The 19,560-nt window shown below is 42.3% G+C and carries 13 protein-coding genes; 8 read left to right on the top strand and 5 right to left on the bottom strand.

All coding sequences use genetic code 11. From position 1 onward, the window contains the following. The first annotated feature begins 55 nt into the window (after window positions 1-55). From AB9N12_RS01865 to AB9N12_RS01855, 3 genes are read left to right on the top strand one after another with little or no spacing between them, the layout of a single operon-like run. Window positions 56-823, top strand: coding sequence for a threonine/serine exporter family protein (locus AB9N12_RS01865; RefSeq protein WP_369889240.1), 768 nt, complete (start codon window positions 56-58; stop codon window positions 821-823). A gap of 1 nt (window position 824) precedes the next feature. Next, complete coding sequence (locus AB9N12_RS01860; RefSeq protein WP_369889239.1) at window positions 825-1,310, top strand: threonine/serine exporter family protein; 486 nt, start codon at window positions 825-827, stop codon at window positions 1,308-1,310. A gap of 10 nt (window positions 1,311-1,320) precedes the next feature. Continuing rightward, window positions 1,321-2,049 (top strand): DUF6064 family protein, encoded by a 729-nt coding sequence (locus tag AB9N12_RS01855; RefSeq protein ID WP_369889238.1) that lies wholly within the window; start codon window positions 1,321-1,323, stop codon window positions 2,047-2,049. Window positions 2,050-2,494: 445 nt separating this feature from the next. Here AB9N12_RS01855 and AB9N12_RS01850 read toward each other — a convergent pair whose 3' ends face one another. The 4 genes from AB9N12_RS01850 to AB9N12_RS01835 form a co-directional block, all read right to left on the bottom strand. Then, window positions 2,495-3,121, bottom strand: coding sequence for an HAD family hydrolase (locus AB9N12_RS01850; protein ID WP_369889236.1), 627 nt, complete (start codon window positions 3,119-3,121; stop codon window positions 2,495-2,497). 191 nt (window positions 3,122-3,312) lie between these two features. Further along, entirely contained in the window at window positions 3,313-4,647 is a 1,335-nt protein-coding gene (locus AB9N12_RS01845; protein WP_369889235.1) for a RagB/SusD family nutrient uptake outer membrane protein, read from the bottom strand. Window positions 4,648-4,661: 14 nt separating this feature from the next. Further along, window positions 4,662-8,015 carry a SusC/RagA family TonB-linked outer membrane protein gene (locus tag AB9N12_RS01840; RefSeq protein ID WP_369889234.1) on the bottom strand — a complete coding sequence of 1,118 codons (3,354 nt, stop codon included), beginning with the start codon at window positions 8,013-8,015 and terminating at the stop codon, window positions 4,662-4,664. 34 nt (window positions 8,016-8,049) lie between these two features. After that, the gene (locus AB9N12_RS01835; RefSeq protein ID WP_369889233.1) at window positions 8,050-10,683 is read right to left on the bottom strand and encodes a zinc-dependent metalloprotease; all 2,634 of its coding nucleotides are present in this window, start codon (window positions 10,681-10,683) and stop codon (window positions 8,050-8,052) included. Window positions 10,684-10,881: 198 nt separating this feature from the next. Here AB9N12_RS01835 and AB9N12_RS01830 point away from each other — a divergent pair, with 198 nt between their 5' ends. From AB9N12_RS01830 to AB9N12_RS01820, 3 genes are all read left to right on the top strand, one after another. Next, complete coding sequence (locus tag AB9N12_RS01830) at window positions 10,882-12,534, top strand: M23 family metallopeptidase (protein WP_369892783.1); 1,653 nt, start codon at window positions 10,882-10,884, stop codon at window positions 12,532-12,534. 25 nt (window positions 12,535-12,559) lie between these two features. Then, on the top strand, window positions 12,560-14,197 hold the full coding sequence (locus AB9N12_RS01825) for a C69 family dipeptidase (protein ID WP_369889232.1): 1,638 nt from the start codon (window positions 12,560-12,562) through the stop codon (window positions 14,195-14,197). 97 nt (window positions 14,198-14,294) lie between these two features. After that, window positions 14,295-16,040: a phospho-sugar mutase gene (locus tag AB9N12_RS01820; RefSeq protein WP_369889231.1), complete on the top strand. Its 1,746-nt coding sequence runs from the start codon at window positions 14,295-14,297 to the stop codon at window positions 16,038-16,040. A 272-nt stretch (window positions 16,041-16,312) separates the two neighbouring features. Here the strand turns inward: AB9N12_RS01820 and cdd are convergent, their stop codons facing one another. Continuing rightward, window positions 16,313-16,795 carry a cytidine deaminase gene (cdd, locus tag AB9N12_RS01815; RefSeq protein WP_369889230.1) on the bottom strand — a complete coding sequence of 161 codons (483 nt, stop codon included), beginning with the start codon at window positions 16,793-16,795 and terminating at the stop codon, window positions 16,313-16,315. 110 nt (window positions 16,796-16,905) lie between these two features. On the opposite strand from cdd, the gene AB9N12_RS01810 reads away from it, so the two are divergent. Together AB9N12_RS01810 and AB9N12_RS01805 are read left to right on the top strand one after the other, a co-directional pair. After that, window positions 16,906-17,811, top strand: a complete 906-nt coding sequence (locus AB9N12_RS01810) for a glucosaminidase domain-containing protein (RefSeq protein ID WP_369889229.1) — start codon at window positions 16,906-16,908, stop codon at window positions 17,809-17,811. Between the two features lie 258 nt (window positions 17,812-18,069). Then, window positions 18,070-19,359 carry an inositol-3-phosphate synthase gene (locus tag AB9N12_RS01805; protein WP_369889228.1) on the top strand — a complete coding sequence of 430 codons (1,290 nt, stop codon included), beginning with the start codon at window positions 18,070-18,072 and terminating at the stop codon, window positions 19,357-19,359. Window positions 19,360-19,560: the final 201 nt, after the last annotated feature.

Here is a 19,560-nt window from a genome sequence, read left to right as displayed (position 1 = left end):
TCATACGCTATTGTTTTTTTTGTACTTTTGCGCCCAATTAAAAAATATCATATTTATGAGGACAGGAGACTCTTTATTATCCGTAGGTAAATTTATTGCAGAATATTCAGCGCATTTGATGGGAGCCGGAGTACACACCTCGCGGGTAATACGCAATACAAAGCGTATTGGGGAGGCTTTTGGATTAGATGTAAAGTTAAGCGTATTTCATAGAAATATCATTCTGACTATTATAGACAAAGAAACAAACGAGGCTTGTAACGAAGTCATAGACATTCCTGCACACCCGATCAGTTTTGAACATAATTCAGAGTTGAGTGCCTTGAGCTGGGAAGCAGTAGACAATCATTTGTCGTTGGAGGAGCTGAAAGATAGATATAAGAAGATTATTTCTGCTCCACGGATACACTCGCTGTTCGTTCTATTATTAGTAGGATTTGCCAATGCATCTTTCTGTAAATTGTTTGGTGGTGATTTAATTTCCATGGGCATTGTGTTCTCGGCTACAATTACAGGATTCTACCTGAAGCAGCAAATGCAGATGAAGAAGATAAACCATTATATCGTATTTATTGTCTCGGCCTTTGTTGCTTCCCTATGTGCATCTACCACCTTGATTTTTGATACAACCTCCGAGATAGCAATGGCAACCAGCGTACTTTATCTTGTGCCCGGCGTTCCCTTGATAAATGGCGTGATTGATGTGGTTGAAGGATATGTGTTGACAGGATTTGCCCGTCTGACAGAAGCCTCTTTGCTGATTATTAGTATCGCTATCGGACTTTCCTTCACATTACTAATGGTAAAAAACAGTTTAATTTGATATGATAGCACTTGACATTCTTACTGACGGATTTTTTGCAGCAGTGGCAGGTATCGGATTTGGTGCGATTTCCGATCCTCCTTTACGTGCATTCAAGGTGATTGCCATACTGGCAGCGTTGGGACATGCCTGTCGTTTTTGCTTAATGACGTATTTAGGTGTGGATATTGCCACAGCTTCTTTGTTTGCCGCATTAATTATTGGCTTCGGCAGTTTGTGGCTGGGGAAAAAAGTATATTGTCCGATGACGGTACTCTACATTCCGGCATTGCTTCCCATGATTCCGGGTAAGTTTGCCTACAACATGGTATTTTCACTCATCATGTGTCTGCAGAATGTAAATGATCCGGATAAGCTGGACAAGTTTATGTCAATGTTCTTCTCTAACACTCTGATAGCAAGTACAGTGATTTTCATGTTGGCGGTAGGAGCTACTTTCCCGATGTTCCTGTTCCCACGTAGGGCCTTTTCATTAACAAGACATTAAAAACTTTTTTATGGAGATTTTTTGGAGAACAATTGCATATTATAATTCAGCCACCTGGCTTTTACAGATAGCTATTATCCTGATAGGTATTACATTGACCGGATTGCTTATCGGCCGACCACGCCCGTGGGTGAAAATGGCGATGAAGTTCTATATGATAGGTCTTTATACATGGATTTCCGTGGTCTACTATTATATCTATTGTGAAGAACGCAGTTATAATGGGGTGATGGCACTGTTCTGGGGTGTTATGGCTGTCATTTGGATATGGGATACAATCACGGGATATATAACCTTCGAGCGTACCCACAAATATGATTTACTATCTTATGTCCTGCTGGCCATGCCTTTTATATATCCTTTGGTTTCATTGGCACGCGGACTCTCGTTCCCGGAAATGACTTCTCCGGTAATGCCTTGCTCGGTAGTTGTGTTTACCATTGGATTATTACTGCTGTTTGCACAGAAGGTCAATATGTTTCTGGTATTATTCCTTTGCCATTGGGCATTGATCGGATTATCCAAAACTTATTTCTTTCAGATTCCGGAGGATTTCCTGTTGGCCAGTGCCACCATCCCCGGTCTGTATCTTTTTTTCAGAGAATACTTCCTGAACAATCTGCACGCCGACACCAAGCCGAAAGCGAAATATATCAACTGGTTATTGATAAGTGTTTGCGTCGGACTGGCTGTGTTGCTGACTACTACCATGTTTTTAGAATTAGTTCCGAAGAAGTGATCCGGAACACATAGAAGATATCTGTCAGCCTTCAATTTGGGGCTTCCCCATGAAATGTCTGTTATCCGGTTTCAGTGGTTTCAGTTTTATCAGCAAACGCCTTGATAGAAGGGGATAGCGGCTGAAAGCGGAAAATGTCACCCCCTTCAGGAATATGCTGTAAGCAAGGGGTAGTGCTTTCAGCGCTTTCAGGTTTACCGGGTAGGCAAAAGCGGGTGACACGTAGAATATAAGGTTATTGATTTGTAGGTTGGAATACATCAGCACGTAAGTTGGATAAACAGAGGCTCTATTTGGGTGAAACAGAGGCTCTATTTGGGTGAAACAGCGGCTCTGTTTGGATAAAACAGCGGCTCTGTTTGGATGAAATGGCGGTTCTATTTCGAGAAGAAGTGCACTCCCGAGTACCGGTTTATGCGTATAGGGTCGGTATGGCACTCACTGCTCAATTCTCATTTTTCAAGATAGCAGTTATTTTTTCCCGCCAATCTTCCCCATTTTCCGGCTGTAAAGTTTCAAATCCCAGTGCTTTGCCGATTTGGATATTCGAGGCACTGTCATCCACAAATAAAGTTTCAGAAGGAATGATATTGCAATCGTTCACCATGTAATCGAATATTTCCGGTTCAGGTTTTGTGTGACTGATCTGATAAGACAGATATAGTTTGTCACAATAATCATTCAACGGCTTTTTCCTTGATGAGAAATCAGTACTACACGCCCATGACATCACAAAAGGGTTGGTGTTACTTAGGATATACACGTGGTATGACTTTCTCAATTCCAATATATAATCGAGTTTATTCTGATTCACTTCATTGAAAAAGCCCAGCCATGCCTGTTTCGTTTCCTCCATTGTCAACGGACGGTTACATAAATCCCCCAGTTGTTTCCGAAACTCATCCGCACTTAGCTTTCCTTCTTCCAGTTCTTGAAAGATACCGGTTTGATGATATTTATCCAGACGAGTGTCGGCATCTGCCAGCCCCAGTTTGCTAAATGCCTGAACCGCTTTGTCGCGATCAATATCTACAATCACCCCTCCAAAATCGAATACAATGTTTTTAATCATGATATATATTTTTTTGTTTGTTACAAAGATACAGCTTATCTTCTTAATCAACAGGGTACAACGAATGGATATTTGTCAAAAAAGCATAATAACGCTATCCTTGCCGAATAGCGTCACTATACTTTTTGTATGACTGAGGGAGGAGAGCCTCTTTTAGTCTATTGTCAGGCAGTTTTTATGAAGGATGCCTGTCATTCCTTTAAAAGTCCTGGATTAGCATCAATTGCCGCTTGTGGAATCCGTAATGTGTAGCGCGAGTCATTTTCTTCTAATAGGTAGTTTTGACCACTTATGACTTTTTGGATTCTAGGGCGAGTTGTGCGACGTAAATCAAACCAGCGGTGTCCTTCAATAGCAAGTTCGAGAGCTCTTTCATTTAAAATCTCTTTGATCAGATGGGTTTGATCCATGGTTTCTACTGCAGCTTTCTTTTCTGTATAGCCTGCTTGTGTATAGCGCTTTTCCATTAATTGCAGCAATCGGTTGCGTGCTTCCGGCAGCTTATTCAAATGAGCGGCAGATTCGGCAGCGGTTAAATACATTTCCCCATTACGGAAGGTACAATTATATTGCGATTTCCCACTTTTGACGGATATATATTTATTATCTTTATTCAGGCTATAATATTTATTCAAACGTAAATCTTTATCTGCCTTATAATTTTGTATGAATGAGGGGGTAATTATGAAAGCGGTAGTTACGTCATCACTATAGAATTCATACGCAGTGATCATTTCCACCGATTGGTAATCATTAGGTAGTTTGGCATCCGGGGCATTTAGATCTTCCAATGAAGATTTAGCTGCCAATACTCGTTCTGCAGCTTCGTATGCATTTTGCCAGTCTCCCATATAAAGACGTACACGGCTTTCCATTGCATCGACCGAAAGAGTGGAAAAACGATAAGAGTATTGGCTTTCCCACTCTTGCTGATTTATAAGCTTTCGTGCAGACTCAATATCAGATAGGATGGCTGCATATACTTCTTTTACTGTATTCCGGGTGGGGACTCCTTCCAGGTCAAGATCCAATTTTATAGGCACTGCTTTCGTATCTGGTGCCCCTTCTTTGGTATAGGGTTGTCCATAGAGGTTCACAAGTGTAAAGTGCATGTATGCTCTGAATAAATATGCTTCTCCTACCAATTGGTTTATTCCCTCTTGGCTTCCTTCTGTGATAGCATCTTTCTTGTCAATTATGGCATTGGCGTAATAAATATTAGTATAATAGTGATCCCATGTGAAATCTCTTGTTCCGGCTTTCGGATTGAGGTCATTCCAGATTTGGATATCTCCGTATGTGTTTTGCGAGCTACTGACGTCTGTGACTTGTACGATATCAGTGCGTAGTTCGGTGACAGCCTTGTCATTGAGTCTGGTATTATAGACGGTAGTGAGTAAGGCCCTGTACTCTGCTAAAGTATTGGGTATTACTTTACCGACAGGCTGAATATCCAGATAGTTGTCACAGGAGGTTAACAACATACTTCCTAGTAAAGTAAAAGCAAAATATATATTTTTCATCATATTCATTTCCTATTTTAGAAGTTAAGACTAAGATTGAAAGTCACTGATTTGGGAACAGGGGTAGAGTAGTGATTGCTCATAGACTCCGGATCCATATAGTTTTTGTAACTTGAACCGAAGACAAATAAGTTGCGGGCTTCCAGACCGACGGTTGCTCCGCTAATCCTTACTCTTTGCAGCCATTCCGACGGTAGACGATAGGCAAGACGTATGTTTTGCAGACGTACATAGCTTAATTTTTTCGTCCAAATATCCAATGATTTGTAGAGATCTCTCCGGCTGCTGAATAAATAATAGTCTGCCGGATTGGTGTGATAGGTTGCTAATGCCGGGAAAGTTCCGTTCACGTTTTCAGGGGTCCATCTGTCCAGAATATCTCTATTCATATTTATTCCCGGATCTAAATCGGCTATATAATAGGAGGGAGTGGTTTGCACGTGTGCTCCTATATTATAAGATACATTTAGATTTAATTCCCAGTTACGGTAACTGAATGTATTCATAAGACCACCGGTGTAGGGTGCATCAGCTGTTCCGGCATAACTGTAGAATCCTCGTATTTCTTCCGTATCTACGCCTATGCTATATAGACCGTCATTATTACCGCTAGGTGTCATCTTGAAAAGTTCTTCTATTGTGACGGCTTCGCCATGCTTGTTTTCAAGCATGACTTGTCCTGTATCAGGATTTATTCCTTTGGTTTTTAAAACAAAGATTGCACCCACCGGGTATCCTTCCAAGCTGGGTGTTACTTGGTTCTTTTGGGTCATGACTTTAAGTACCTTGTTCTGATTGTAAGCAAAGTTGAATGACGTATACCAAGAGAAATTCTGGGTCGTGATGTTACGAGTCTGCAGATTAATCTCTATCCCTTTATTGGACATACTGGCCCAGTTAATAGCCATACTTTCAAAACCGTTTTCCAATGGTAACAATTTGTAACCGATAAGGTCTGTCCCTTTTCTATAATAGTAATCCACACTGAGATTGATAGCCTGGTTCAGGACAGCGAAATCTACTCCGATATTGTAGGACGTGGTTTTTTCCCAACGCAGTTTGCTGTTTGGCGCACTGTCGATAGTAATATAATCTTCGTATGTTCCTCCTGGCAGAATACTTGTATTCTTATAACTTCCTACTAGAAATGGTGAAGTATTCTTGTCTATATTGCCTTGTATACCATACGATAGGCGAAGAGCTAAATTATCAATCCACTTTTGATTCATAAATGGTTCATTGGATAAGCGCCATAAACCACTGACCGAATATATTGGCAGGAAGCGATATTTCTTGTCTACTCCGAAGAGATCGGAACCATCCATACGGATACTTCCTCCCAAGGTGTAACGATTCATCAATGAATATGAGCCGTTTGCAAAGAAAGAGGCATAAGCATTTTCTCGCCTTATTTCATTTTTAAGTTTCCACCTGTTCTCATTGGCTTGTGTTTCATCTTTGAAATTCAGATTTCTGAAGTTGAGCGTTTTGGGGTCGTAGCCATATCCTGTAGATACATGGCTCTCATACCAGTTCTTACGGATTTCCGATCCTGCCATTATTTGTATATCATGGATGTTATTAAATGTATTCTTATACTCCCCTTGCGTCTTCCACGTGATTTGAGAGGTCGTGGCACCGGTTGTCTTGAGCATTCCGCCTTCAGGTATAATATATGTACGTACCCCTTCTTTGTAGTAAGTATTGTCTTCACGCATATTGCGCATATTGAAGCTGTTTAAGCCAACATATTCTTCCTGAGATAACTGTTCCCATTGTACACCGATTTGCGAGGTCAATTTCCATTGGTCATTGAAACGCAGTTCAGCATCGAAGATGGAATTGATAGCGGTATTAATTGACTCTTTACCGGTATTGTCACGCTCTTCGAATATATTGAATCCTCTCTTTTCATCTGTCACACTGCCTGTTACATCATAATCATACAAGTAGTTGTGGGCGTTGTCGAAAGGTTCGAAATAGGGATTGGCTATGCGTGAGTAATACACAGGGTTGGTCAGTCCGTAAGAGTCTGTCATGAAGGTCTTGTTCTTACGCCTGTTGGCAAAAATAGAAATACCTATTTTTAGCAGTTTGTTAAGTTGATAGTTGGTCTTGCTTGTTAAATTAAAACGGCTTAGACTCACGCCGGGTACATTACCATTCTCTTTGGTATAGCCAAGAGAATGGTAGTAAGTAACTTTTTCGTTACCACCGGAAATGCTTAAGTTATATTCCTGGGTAAATGCATCTCTGAATAATATATCGTTCCAGTCTGTATGAATACTTTTTAATTGATTGATTGCATTTTGAGCTTCAGGAGTGAGGCCATCCCAGCCATCTTGTCTATAAGTATCCAGCAGTTTGTATTTTCTTAGAATGTTTGCTACTCCACCCTTTTCCGGATATACAGGATAGAACATGAATCCCCATCCTCCATAATCAAATGGTTGTTCTTTCATCATTTGAAGCTCCAGATTTACTTTCTCTTCCGAATTTAGTAAGTTGAGTCGTGATGTATCCAGATTAGGAGAATAGGTTAATTTCGTGTTGAAGTTGACAACAGGCTTTCCTGTTCTTCCACGTTTGGTAGTCACGACGATTACACCGTTTGCAGCACGAGCACCATAAATCGCTGTTGCGGCAGCGTCTTTTAGGATTGTTATGCTTTCAATATCATTAGGACTGATTCCCGCAATGGATGATTGCCCGATATTCACGATGTCATTATCGGAAGAGTTTGAATCCATCTTGGGAATATCTGTTCCTTCCAAAGGTATGCCGTCCAATACCCATAGCGGGTCTTGTGTTCCATTCAAGGAAGCAGTACCGCGGATACGGATTTTAGCCGGAGCTCCCGGAGCACCGGACGTATTTGTTACTGCCACACCTGCAATTTGTCCTGTCAATGCCTGGTCGATACTTTTGGTGGCACCTACCATCGCATCCGATAATTCAACTTTTGAAATGGCAGCAGTCAGTTTTCTGCGTTCCAATGTCTGATAGCCCGTTACTACCACATCTGTCAAAGCATGAGCCGAGGGTTGCAGTACGATGCGATAACTTCTCTTATCTCCTTGCAATACGATAACCTGTTCTTCAAAACCAATATAACTGCAATGGATACGGGTCACTTTTTCCGGAACGGAAAGAGAGAATTTACCATTCATATCAGTGATAGTACCCAGAGAAGTCTGCGATGATCCGGCTTTCTTCAAATCGTCTGCATGAACATAAACGGAAGCACCAATCAGAGGTTCATTGTCTTCACCGGATATAATGACTCCCGTGATTGTTCGGCTAGCAGCGTTGGCTGTAGCCAACGTACTAACAAGAAAACATATAAGAACGTATAAGTATTTCTTTCTCATTTTAATATAGATAATTAGAGTGATTGATTTTGTTTTATTTGATTCCCAAAGCGGTATTAATACGTAGAATCATATCTTCATAATGATAACGGGCAGCGGTATCAGAAGTGCCGAGACGATTCTGCAACAACTTCTTGATACGTAATAACTCTCCGCGTTTCACCGAGATGGCATCAGATATACGGTTGAGCTGACTGCCGTAGAAGTTGAGCACACGTGGAGCCCCCATTCGGTCTTCCTGACGAAGCGCCCGTTGTTCGGCTGCATAACAGCTGCAGAAAGGAGCAGCATGGTCGAGCAGGAAATGCTCGTTTGTAATCTTCTTGTTGATTTTTACAGCTTCGGGTTCTGCAGCTGCCGTAAGTAATGCATCGAGGAAGTTTTTCTGCAAAGAACGTTCCATTACATTAGGGATGCCGCCGCGTTCGGTAATACCGAAAATGTTTTTATGAAGTCCGTCCATAAGTTCCACCACTGTAAAAGCTTTCTTTCCGTTGACGGATTCATTCTCTATCATACGCATCAAACGGGTGTTGCTTAATAAATCCCAAAGGATATAGGCTTGGGCGTTCTTTAAAATTTGCGTAGGAGCATTCTCCTGTTTTCCGGTTGGAGTGTTGCGGAGCAGATAGGTGTATTGTCCTACTTCCGTGTCAAACAGCCATTTAGGATATGTCAATACTTCATCCATCAAGAATTTTAAGGAAGCTTTTTGTTTTTCTTTCTCAACGAATGTATAAGTCTTGACACCGTCTCCTACCATTGTATTCTCAATATAGATACCGCCGATGTTGGCAAGTACATGATACAGGTAGTTGTTCCATTGGTTGATAACCGCGTAGTAGAGACGCGACGCTTCTTCGTAAGTTTGTCCCTTTTCTCCGGTAGTAGTCCATTGAAGAATTTGTGGAACGATACGTTTCAGGTTTTCGATGCCGAGTAAAGAAGAACGAACCGGATCATCACCTAAGTCTTCGTTCTGTGCGCGTGGATCTACCGCGTCACGTACATCCTGTGCTTCACTATACTTATAAAGACGATCGGTATGTTTACTCAAGAAGTCGAATAAAAGATCCTTTTCTTCTTCCGGAGTATCCTTTCCATACCAACGATAACCATATTCGATGGCAAACATATCATAAGGACCGATGTGCGGAGAAAGAACTTTCACACCATCTCCGGGTTGTGCGATATAATTGAATCGTGCATAATCCATGATAGATGAAGCGGTAGAGTTCATTCTGGAAGTGAATGCTTCGGAACGTAATGAATCCGTCGGGAAAGCCCATGATCCCATCATATTGTGACGGAGTCCCAATGAATGGCCTACCTCATGGCAGGCAACGAACCGGATGGCATCTCCCATCAAGGCATCAGGTAATTGCACATTGCGTGCCTCCGGACACACAGTTCCGGTCTGCACAGTGATCCATTCGCGTACCATAGAAAGCACATTGTGCCACCACATAATGTCAGCTTCCAGAATTTCTCCGGAACGTGGATCTAACAGGGAAGGTCCCATTGCATTTTTCTTTTCTGAAGCAGCGTAAGTAAGTACGGAGTAATTGACATCATCCATGTCTACATGCATACTGTTTGTGATCTCCTTGGCGATAATTGCGTTTTTGAAACCGGCTTTTTCGAAAGCGATCTGCCACTCTTCAATACCTTTTTTGATATACGTACGCCATTGGTATGGTGTTGAATGGTCTATGTAGAATACGATTGGCTTGGCAGGCTCCACAAGCTCTCCTTTCAGATAAGCCTCCCGATCTTCCGGTTTGGGTTCCATACGCCAGCGAGTGATATATTGTGTTTTATCCGTACCTTGTTGCGCATCACTAAAACTTAATAACGGATTAGTGAAATAACCGACTTTCTGATTGTCGAATCGTCCCATCATCGGCTTTTCGGGCAACAAGAGAATGGAAGAACTAACTTCCACCGTCACATAAACAGTGGTCGTTCCTTCTGTAACTTTACTGGTCAACTCGGAAGTTGCCACGACATTGTTTGAAAATGATTTGATGGATAATATGCGCGATAAGTTCTTGATAGCCGAAGTACCCAGATTGATATTAGTAAATACATTATTAATACTGGTTTCAGTACCGTCATAAATATCATTCACCTTGATTACTAATGCAGTAGAATCTGCATTAATCGCTTCGATTTTGAATGCGGCAATCAACGGAGAGATAAAATTATCCTTTACCGAACGGTAGATAGCATCCGTTTGGGGGGTCAGAGGTAATGGGCGTTGTTGTCGTAGCATTAGTTTGCCCGTCGCTTTATCCCATTCCATGCAAACCATCTGATTTTCGTAGTTTACTCCACGGTTTACACCTGCATCATTAAGCTCGGCGGGAACTCGTTGCAGTTTGTTGACAATTAATAAATCACGTCCCAAAAGTGAGGTCGGAATTTCAAAATAATAGTCATTTTTCTTTTGGTGTACAGCAAACATACCTTGGGTTGTTTTACTGTCTTCCACTAATTTTTCGTAGTCGCTTTTACTCTTCTCTTCTTTCTTTTCTGGTTTCTTCTTTTTCTTTTTAAACCAACTCAGATTTTCTGTAGCGGGGGTAGTTGCAAATGCCGAGATCGCTTCTCCATTCAGCAATATACATGCAATGACCGCTGCCATTACTTTTACATACATTCTCATTGAGTCTCTAACTTTTAATTATAACTAAAAAACGGCCACAAAAGTACTAATATTAATAACATAATGAGTATTGATTGGCAATGAATGTAGCATTAAAAAGAAATATTAACAAGAATCTAAGGCTATCATTCCTTCCGGATATTTCATAGTTTAGTGGAAATAGTGTACATTTGCGGGAGTAAAAAAGCGAATGGAATGATGAGACGATATATCACTGCTTTGATGCTGGCTTGCTGCATCGGAGGGTATGGACAAGAGAAAAAACAAGCTACCTTTGTCCCTCCTTTTGACTTTCCTCTTACATTGAGTGGAAACTTTGGCGAAATCCGCTCCAATCACTTCCATGGCGGGCTGGATTTTAAAACAGACGGAGTGATCGGTAAACCCGTTCACGCTCTTGCGGATGGCTATATTTCACGCATTCGTGTCACGAATGGATCGGGATATGTGCTCGAGGTCTGCTATCATAATGGTTATTCAACCATCAACCGTCATTTGAGCGGTTTTGTTTCTCCCATTGCCGAAAGGGTGGAGAAACTTCAATATGAAGAAGAGAACTGGGAAGTGGAGATTGTTCCCGAACCGGGAGAATATCCGGTTAAAGGAGGGCAGCGGATTGCTTGGAGTGGCAATACCGGATATTCGTTCGGACCACATCTTCATCTGGATGTGTTTGAAACGGAATCGGGAGATTATATTGACCCTATGCCTTTTTTCCAGTCGAGAATAAAAGATACACGTGCTCCGAAAGCTGATGGCATTATGTTTTTTCCGCAACGGGGTAAAGGTGTGGTGGATGGAAAACAGGAGAATAAAACGATTCTTCCTAATAGCGATCGTCTCGTGGAAGCATGGGGAGTGATAGGACTGGGCATCAAGGCATACGATTACATGGATGGTGTAAGTAATCATTACGGAGTTCATTCTGTGGTGCTCATGGTGGATGGGAATGAAATATTTCGCAGCACCGTAGATCGTTTTTCGCAGGAAGAAAACAGGATGATTAACTCTTGGACGCATGGACAATATATGAAATCTTTTATTGATCCGGGGAATACGTTGCGCCTGCTGAAAGCATCGAATGATAATCGTGGTCTGGTAACGATTGACGAGGAACGGGATTATCAGTTTTTATATACATTGAAAGATGCTTTCGGAAATACCTCCAACTATCGTTTTACTGTACGGGGCCGGAAGCAGCCGATCGAACCGTTGAATCATCGGGAAAAATATTATTTTGCCTGGAATAGGACGAATTATTTGCAAGAACCGGGATTGAGCCTGGTTATTCCGAAAGGAATGTTGTATGATGATGTTCCCCTCAATTATCGGATGAAGGTGGATAGTGGCGCTATTGCTTTTACTTATCAACTAAATGACGAGAAGATTCCGTTGCATGGAGCTTGCGAACTTCGTATCGGAATGCGCAGAAAGCCGGTTGCCGATACGACCAAATATTATGTGACCCGTATCACTTCGAAGGGGGAGAGGTGCAGCGTAGGCGGAAAGTATGAAGACGGATATATGAAAGCGGCTATCTGGGAGTTGGGGACTTATACTGTTGCCATCGACACCATTTCGCCGGAGATTATTCCTGTCAATAAGAACCGGTGGGGGAGAAATGGAAAGATTGTTTATCGGTTGAAAGATCAGGGGGCGGGAATTGCTTCCTATGGCGGGACGATTGACGGTAAGTATGCACTTTTCGGACGCCCTAATATGGTGAAACCGTACTGGGAATGTATACTTGATCCTAAACATGTGAAGAAGGGCGGAAAGCATACTGTCGAGTTCACAGTGACAGATGGATGTGGAAATGAAACAGTGGCCCGTGAAAGTTTTGTTTGGTAAATTATTTAAAGTGAAACATATATTTATGAAAAAAAGAATGATTCTTTGTGCTGCCGTATTTATGGCGGCTGTGGCGAACTCTCTCGCCTGCACTAATCTGATTGTCGGAAAGAATGCGTCTGCCGATGGTTCGACAATCGTTTCCTATTCTGCTGACTCGTATGGCCTGTTCGGAGAACTTTATCATTATCCGGCTGCTACCTACCCGAAGGGAACAATGCTGAAAGTGTATGAATGGGATACCGGCAAGTATCTGGGAGAAATAGAGCAGGCACGCCAGACTTACAATGTGGTCGGTAATATGAATGAATATCAGGTTACGATTGGTGAGACGACTTTCGGCGGACGTCCGGAACTGGCGGATTCTACAGGGATTATTGATTACGGAAGTCTGATTTATATTGGTTTGCAACGTTCGCGCACTGCCCGTGAAGCAATTAAAATCATGACCGATTTAGTGCAGCAATACGGTTATTATAGCGGAGGAGAGTCTTTTACTATTGCCGATCCGAACGAAATCTGGATCATGGAAATGATTGGTAAAGGTCCCGGAATCCGTGGAGCTGTTTGGGTAGCTGTACGTGTACCCGACGACTGTATCTCGGCCCATGCCAATCAGTCACGTATCCACCAGTTTGATATGAATGATAAAGAGAACTGTATATACTCTCCGGATGTGGTTTCTTTTGCTCGAGAGAAGGGATACTTTAATGGAGTAAACAAAGATTTTAGCTTTTCGCAAGCTTATGCACCTCTTGATTTTGGCGCCCGCCGTTTCTGTGAGGCACGTGTGTGGAGCTATTTTAATAAGTTCACGGATCATGGAAAAGAGTATCTTCCTTATATTGAGGGAAAGACCGATACTCCGATGCCTCTTTTTGTGAAACCGAAACGAAAGCTCTCTGTACAGGATGTGAAAGATATGATGCGCGACCATTATGAAGGTACTCCTCTCGATATTTCCAATGATTTCGGAGCAGGTCCTTATAAAACACCTTATCGCCTCTCTCCTCTGAACTTCAAGGTAGACGACAAGGAGTATTTCAACGAACGTCCCATTTCCACTCAACAAAGCGGATTTGTATTTGTTGCACAGATGCGTGCTCATAAGCCGGACCCGATAGGTGGTGTACTTTGGTTTGGGGTGGATGATGCCAACATGACGGTATTTACCCCGGTGTATTGTTGTGCAACGAAAGCTCCGGTATGCTATACCCGTGTGGATGGAGCCGATTATATAACATTCTCTTGGAATTCAGCTTTCTGGATTTTCAACTGGGTGTCTAATATGGTCTATCCACGTTATGATTTGATGATCGGTGATGTACGGGAAGCGCAGAAAGAAATGGAAACGACTTTCAACAATGCACAGGAAGGCATTGAAGAGATGGCAGCCAAACTGTTGGATAAAGATAAGAATGCGGCAGTTGATTTCTTGACTAATTATACAAATATGACTGCACAGAGCACCTTCGATACTTGGAAACGATTAGGTACATTCTTGATTGTGAAGTACAATGATGGAGTAGTGAAGCGTGTTAAAGATGGTAAGTTTGAGCGTAATTCTATCGGACAGCCTGCCGGTGTGATCCGTCCCGGATATCCGAAAGAATTCTTGCAGGAATATGTCAAACAGACCGGTGATCGATATTTGGTGAAATAAGAATTAAATAAATAGGATTTGTAAACTTATTATTTTATATTTGTATGCTCAAGAAATTGATAATAAATAATTCATTAACCAATAAATAACAATCGAAATGGAAAATCAGGAACTTATTAAACAGGTCACTGAAAAAGCCGAAAAGTGGCTAACCCCGGCTTATGATACAGAAACCCAGGCTGAAGTGAGACGTATGTTGGAAAACAATGATAAAACGGAGCTTATTGAAGCTTTCTATAAAGACCTTGAGTTTGGTACCGGTGGTCTGCGTGGTATCATGGGAGTAGGTAGCAATCGTATGAATATCTATACGGTAGGTGCTGCCACTCAAGGACTTTCCAACTATCTGAAGAAGAACTTCAAAGATCTGCCGCAGATTTCTGTAGTAGTAGGTCACGACTGTCGTAACAACAGCCGTTTGTTTGCAGAGACTTCCGCTAATATCTTCTCTGCCAATGGCATTAAGGTATATCTGTTTGATGATATGCGTCCGACTCCGGAAATGTCTTTTGCGATCCGTCACCTCGGTTGCCAGAGCGGTATCATTCTGACTGCTTCTCACAATCCGAAAGAATACAACGGTTACAAGGCATATTGGGATGATGGTGCACAGGTGTTGGCTCCGCATGATAAAGGTATCATTGACGAAGTGAACGCCATTGCTTCTGCTGCAGACATTAAATTCCAGGGAAATCCTGATTTGATTCAGATTATCGGTGAAGACATTGATAAGGTTTATCTGGATAAGGTGAAAACTGTTTCTATCGATCCGGCAGCCATTGCCCGTCACAAAGATATGAAAATTGTCTATACTCCGATTCACGGTACAGGTATGATGTTGATTCCGCGTGCATTGAAGATGTGGGGATTCGAAAACATATTTACGGTGCCCGAACAGATGATTAAGGACGGTAACTTCCCGACTGTCGTATCTCCGAACCCGGAAAATGCGGAAGCTCTTTCCATGGCTGTAAACCTTGCCAAAGAAATTGATGCTGAACTCGTTATGGCTTCCGATCCGGATGCCGACCGTGTGGGGATCGCTTGTAAGGATGATAAAGGCGAATGGGTATTGATTAACGGTAATCAGACTTGTATGATGTACCTGTATTATATTCTGACACAGTACAAACAACTGGGTAAGATTAAAGGTGGCGAGTTCTGTGTGAAGACAATCGTTACTACCGAACTTATCAAGAAAATCGCTGATAAGAACAATATCGAAATGCTTGACTGCTACACCGGATTTAAATGGATTGCCCGTGAGATCCGTCTGCGTGAAGGCAAACAGAAATATATCGGTGGGGGGGAAGAAAGCTACGGATTCCTTGCCGAAGACTTCGTTCGTGATAAAGATGCTGTATCCGCTTGCTGTTTGATTGCTGAGGTTGCTGCATGGGCAAAAGATAATGGCAAATCTTTGTATCAGCTGTTGCTCGATATCTATGTAGAATACGGATTCTCTAAAGAGTTTACTGTGAACGTAGTGAAGCCGGGTAAGAGCGGTGCTGAAGAGATCAAAGCAATGATGGAAAACTTCCGCTCTAATCCTCCGAAAGAATTGGGTGGATCCAGAGTTGTCTTGAGCAAAGATTATAAGACTTTGAAACAGACAGATGATAAGGGGAACGTAACTGTAATTGATATGCCGGAACCCTCTAACGTTCTTCAATATTTCACAGAAGACGGTAGCAAAGTTTCCGTTCGTCCTTCAGGTACAGAACCGAAGATTAAGTTCTATATGGAAGTTCAGGGTACAATGGGATGCCGCCACTGTTATGCTTCTGCCGAGTCTGCCGCCACGGAAAAGATTGAAGCGGTGAAGAAATCATTGGGTATCTGATTTTGTCTTTTCTGAAATTGCAGACTGTCTAACAGGTATCAATACCCCTGCCAAAGCATACTGGCAGGGGTAAAATCGTTAAAATAGGACTTGTTAGACAGCCTCTAAATCTTTATATTCAGGCTTATGACACACCCCAGTCTATTTATCTGATACGTCAAACAATTGATTTAATCCCCGACTCATGCGTGCTCCATCTTTTACATCTCATCATTGGTGGCATGAATAGATTGTGCACACGCGTTCAAATGTGTGATAGTGTTGCAACATCACTAATCCTCCATGGCTGATGCGTCAAATGATAGCGGCAGTAGATCGCCTATACTTTTTACTTCGTAGATACATTCTTTGCCGTATAATAGGATGCGGATGGGTTGTTTGTAACGCTTTTCCGTTTCCAGAATCACTTGTCGGCAAGCACCGCAGGGAGGAATCGGACGGTCGATGAAATCTTTTTCCGTTCGTGCCGCAATGGCAAGAGTGATGACCGGCTGGTCGGGATATTGGGAATTGGCATAGAATAAGGTCGTGCGTTCCGCACAAAGTCCCGACGGATAGGCGGCATTCTCCTGATTGGTTCCTGTCACCACCGTTCCGTTGCCTAATAGCGCAGCGGCGCCTACGGAGAAATGGGAATACGGAGAATAACTACGAGCTGTTGCCTCCATGGCAGTCTTTATAAGTGCCCGATCGGCCTCATTCAACTCATCATATTGATATACTTTAATAATAGCGGTAATTGTGAGGTCTTTCATATACGTCAAGGTATTAGTTTCTACAATTAATGTTACAAAGTTAGGAAAGAGATTGATAATCCCAATTATTTTTCGGATTTTTGTGCTACTTAATCTATATCTGACTAAAAATGGAAAATAAACTGCATAAACTTATCTTTTTAATCGTCGTTTTCTTCTTTGCCGTAGGAATGCAGGCGCAGAGGCGGAATGTCCGTTACATCGAATATATCAATAAGTATAGTGATTTGGCTGTTGAACAGATGAAACTTCATAAGATTCCGGCCAGTATCACGTTGGCGCAAGGATTGCTGGAAAGCGGTGCCGGATACAGTCAGTTGGCACGAAAGAGCAACAATCATTTCGGTATTAAGTGTGGTGGCAGTTGGCGGGGACGTAGTGTTCGTCATGACGACGATGCTCGCAATGAATGTTTTCGTGCTTATAAGCATCCCCGCGACTCTTACGAAGACCATTCCGACTTCCTTAGAAGAGGCGCCCGTTATGCTTTCCTTTTCAAGTTGGAGATTACCGATTATAAAGCTTGGGCGCGTGGATTGAAAAAAGCAGGCTATGCTACCGACCCTTCCTATGCCAACCGTTTGATTACGATTATCGAAGATTATGATCTGTACAAATACGACCGTAAAGGTGTATACTCGGAACGGAAACTGAAAAAGAATCCTTGGCTGATGAATCCGCATCAGGTGTATATTGCCAATGGTATAGCCTATGTGGTAGCCCGCAACGGTGATACCTTTAAAAACTTAGGTAAGGAATTTGACATTAGTTGGAAGAAACTTGTAAAATACAATGACTTGCAGCGCGATTATACGTTGGTAGAGGGAGATATCATCTATTTGAAGAGCAAGAAGAAAAAAGCCTCCAAATCTTATACCGTATACACTGTGAAGGATGGAGATTCTATGCATGGTATCTCTCAAAAATATGGTATCCGCCTCAAAAATCTTTATAAGATGAATCGTAAGGACGGTGAGTATGTTCCGGAAATCGGAGATCGATTGCGCCTGCGGTAGAGGCTATATAGAGTGGCCTTTGGTTCGTCACTGATGAATAAATCCGTTTCAAGGTGTTACGTTTTGACTATGTCTGGAGGCTCACTCATCGTGATTCTTCTCGGAATTGACAAATCCTGTTTGAGAATAAGTCTTCACATGACTTTTTAAAAGTTAAATCCTGCTAATTGCAATGTTTATATAACAAATAAAGACAGCATTAGTGATTAATTAATTTTATTTTTGCATCAATTTTAGTTTAATTTTAATAGAATAGAAATGAAACAAGAAATTAAACCTGCTACCGGGCGTCTTGGCGTATTGGTAGTCGGAGTGGGTGGTGCAGTAGCTACCACGATGATTGTAGGTACACTAGCCTCTCGCAAGGGACTGGCCAAACCGATAGGATCTATTACACAGTTAGCCACAATGCGCATGGAGAACAACGACGAAAAACTCATCAAGGACGTTGTACCTTTGACGAATTTGGAAGACATTGTTTTCGGAGGATGGGATATTTTCCCTGACAACGCATACGAAGCTGCTATGTATGCCGAGGTTTTGAAAGAAAAAGACTTGAACGGAGTGAAAGATGAGTTGGAAGCTATCAAGCCGATGCCGGCTGCTTTCGATCATAACTGGGCAAAACGCCTGAACGGTACGCATGTTAAGAAGGCTGCTACCCGTTGGGAAATGGTAGAACAACTTCGTCAGGATATCCGCGACTTCAAGGCTGCTAACAACTGCGAACGTATCGTTGTGCTTTGGGCTGCAAGTACTGAAATCTACATTCCGTTGTCTGATGAACACATGTCACTCGCTGCTTTAGAGAAAGCAATGAAGGAAAACAACACCAAGGTGGTTTCTCCGAGTATGTGTTATGCGTATGCTGCGATTGCAGAAGGCGCTCCATTCGTAATGGGTGCTCCTAACTTATGTGTAGATACTCCTGCTATGTGGGAATTCTCTAAACAAAAGAATGTGCCTATTGCCGGTAAAGACTTCAAGAGTGGTCAGACACTGATGAAAACCGTATTGGCTCCGATGTTCAAAACCCGTATGCTGGGTGTGAACGGTTGGTTCTCTACCAATATTCTCGGTAACCGTGACGGTGAAGTACTCGATGATCCGGATAACTTCAAGACGAAAGAAGTCAGCAAGCTGTCTGTAATCGATACGATCTTTGAACCCGAAAAATTCCCGGATCTCTACGGAGACGTTTATCATAAAGTACGTATCAACTACTATCCTCCCCGCAAGGACAACAAAGAAGCGTGGGACAACATAGACATCTTCGGATGGATGGGATACCCGATGGAAATCAAGGTGAACTTCCTTTGCCGCGACTCTATTCTTGCAGCTCCTATCGCTCTTGACCTCGTGTTGTTCAGTGATTTGGCTATGCGTGCAGGCATGTGCGGCATCCAGACCTGGTTGTCATTCTTCTGCAAGAGCCCGATGCACGATTTCGAACATCAGCCCGAACACGATTTGTTTACACAATGGAGAATGGTAAAGCAGACATTGCGTAACATGGTTGGTGAAAAAGAACCTGATTATTTAGCTTAATCAGTGACCTCGAATCATAAGTTGAGATTGAGATGTACCATCCTATAAAGAGTGGTGGATGCTCAATCTCAACTTTTACTTTTTTATTGTACAAAGAGAGTGTGTCATAATGCCTAAATATAAAGATTTACCCCTGCCGCAGATAGCTATAGCAGGGGTGATTTCCTCAAAAGGGGGAATTTTGACACATCCTTCTCGTAG

The sequence above is a fragment of the Bacteroides sp. AN502(2024) genome (assembly GCF_041227145.1).
GTDB lineage: Bacteria > Bacteroidota > Bacteroidia > Bacteroidales > Bacteroidaceae > Bacteroides.
Note: the sequence above shows the minus strand (reverse complement) of the source record. Positions and strands in the feature narration are given on the sequence as shown.

Excerpts from the sequence above, each read along its gene's own strand:
- AB9N12_RS01855 (WP_369889238.1), top strand. The coding sequence starts at position 1,321 with ATGGAGATTTTTTGGAGAACAATTGCATATTATAATTCAGCCACCTGG.
- AB9N12_RS01825 (WP_369889232.1), top strand. The coding sequence starts at position 12,560 with ATGAAAAAAAGAATGATTCTTTGTGCTGCCGTATTTATGGCGGCTGTG.
- AB9N12_RS01830 (WP_369892783.1), top strand. The coding sequence starts at position 10,882 with ATGAGACGATATATCACTGCTTTGATGCTGGCTTGCTGCATCGGAGGG.
- AB9N12_RS01810 (WP_369889229.1), top strand. The coding sequence starts at position 16,906 with ATGGAAAATAAACTGCATAAACTTATCTTTTTAATCGTCGTTTTCTTC.
- cdd (WP_369889230.1), bottom strand. The coding sequence starts at position 16,795 with ATGAAAGACCTCACAATTACCGCTATTATTAAAGTATATCAATATGAT.
- AB9N12_RS01860 (WP_369889239.1), top strand. The coding sequence starts at position 825 with ATGATAGCACTTGACATTCTTACTGACGGATTTTTTGCAGCAGTGGCA.
- AB9N12_RS01820 (WP_369889231.1), top strand. The coding sequence starts at position 14,295 with ATGGAAAATCAGGAACTTATTAAACAGGTCACTGAAAAAGCCGAAAAG.
- AB9N12_RS01845 (WP_369889235.1), bottom strand. The coding sequence starts at position 4,647 with ATGATGAAAAATATATATTTTGCTTTTACTTTACTAGGAAGTATGTTG.
- AB9N12_RS01865 (WP_369889240.1), top strand. The coding sequence starts at position 56 with ATGAGGACAGGAGACTCTTTATTATCCGTAGGTAAATTTATTGCAGAA.
- AB9N12_RS01850 (WP_369889236.1), bottom strand. The coding sequence starts at position 3,121 with ATGATTAAAAACATTGTATTCGATTTTGGAGGGGTGATTGTAGATATT.
- AB9N12_RS01805 (WP_369889228.1), top strand. The coding sequence starts at position 18,070 with ATGAAACAAGAAATTAAACCTGCTACCGGGCGTCTTGGCGTATTGGTA.
- AB9N12_RS01840 (WP_369889234.1), bottom strand. The coding sequence starts at position 8,015 with ATGAGAAAGAAATACTTATACGTTCTTATATGTTTTCTTGTTAGTACG.
- AB9N12_RS01835 (WP_369889233.1), bottom strand. The coding sequence starts at position 10,683 with ATGAGAATGTATGTAAAAGTAATGGCAGCGGTCATTGCATGTATATTG.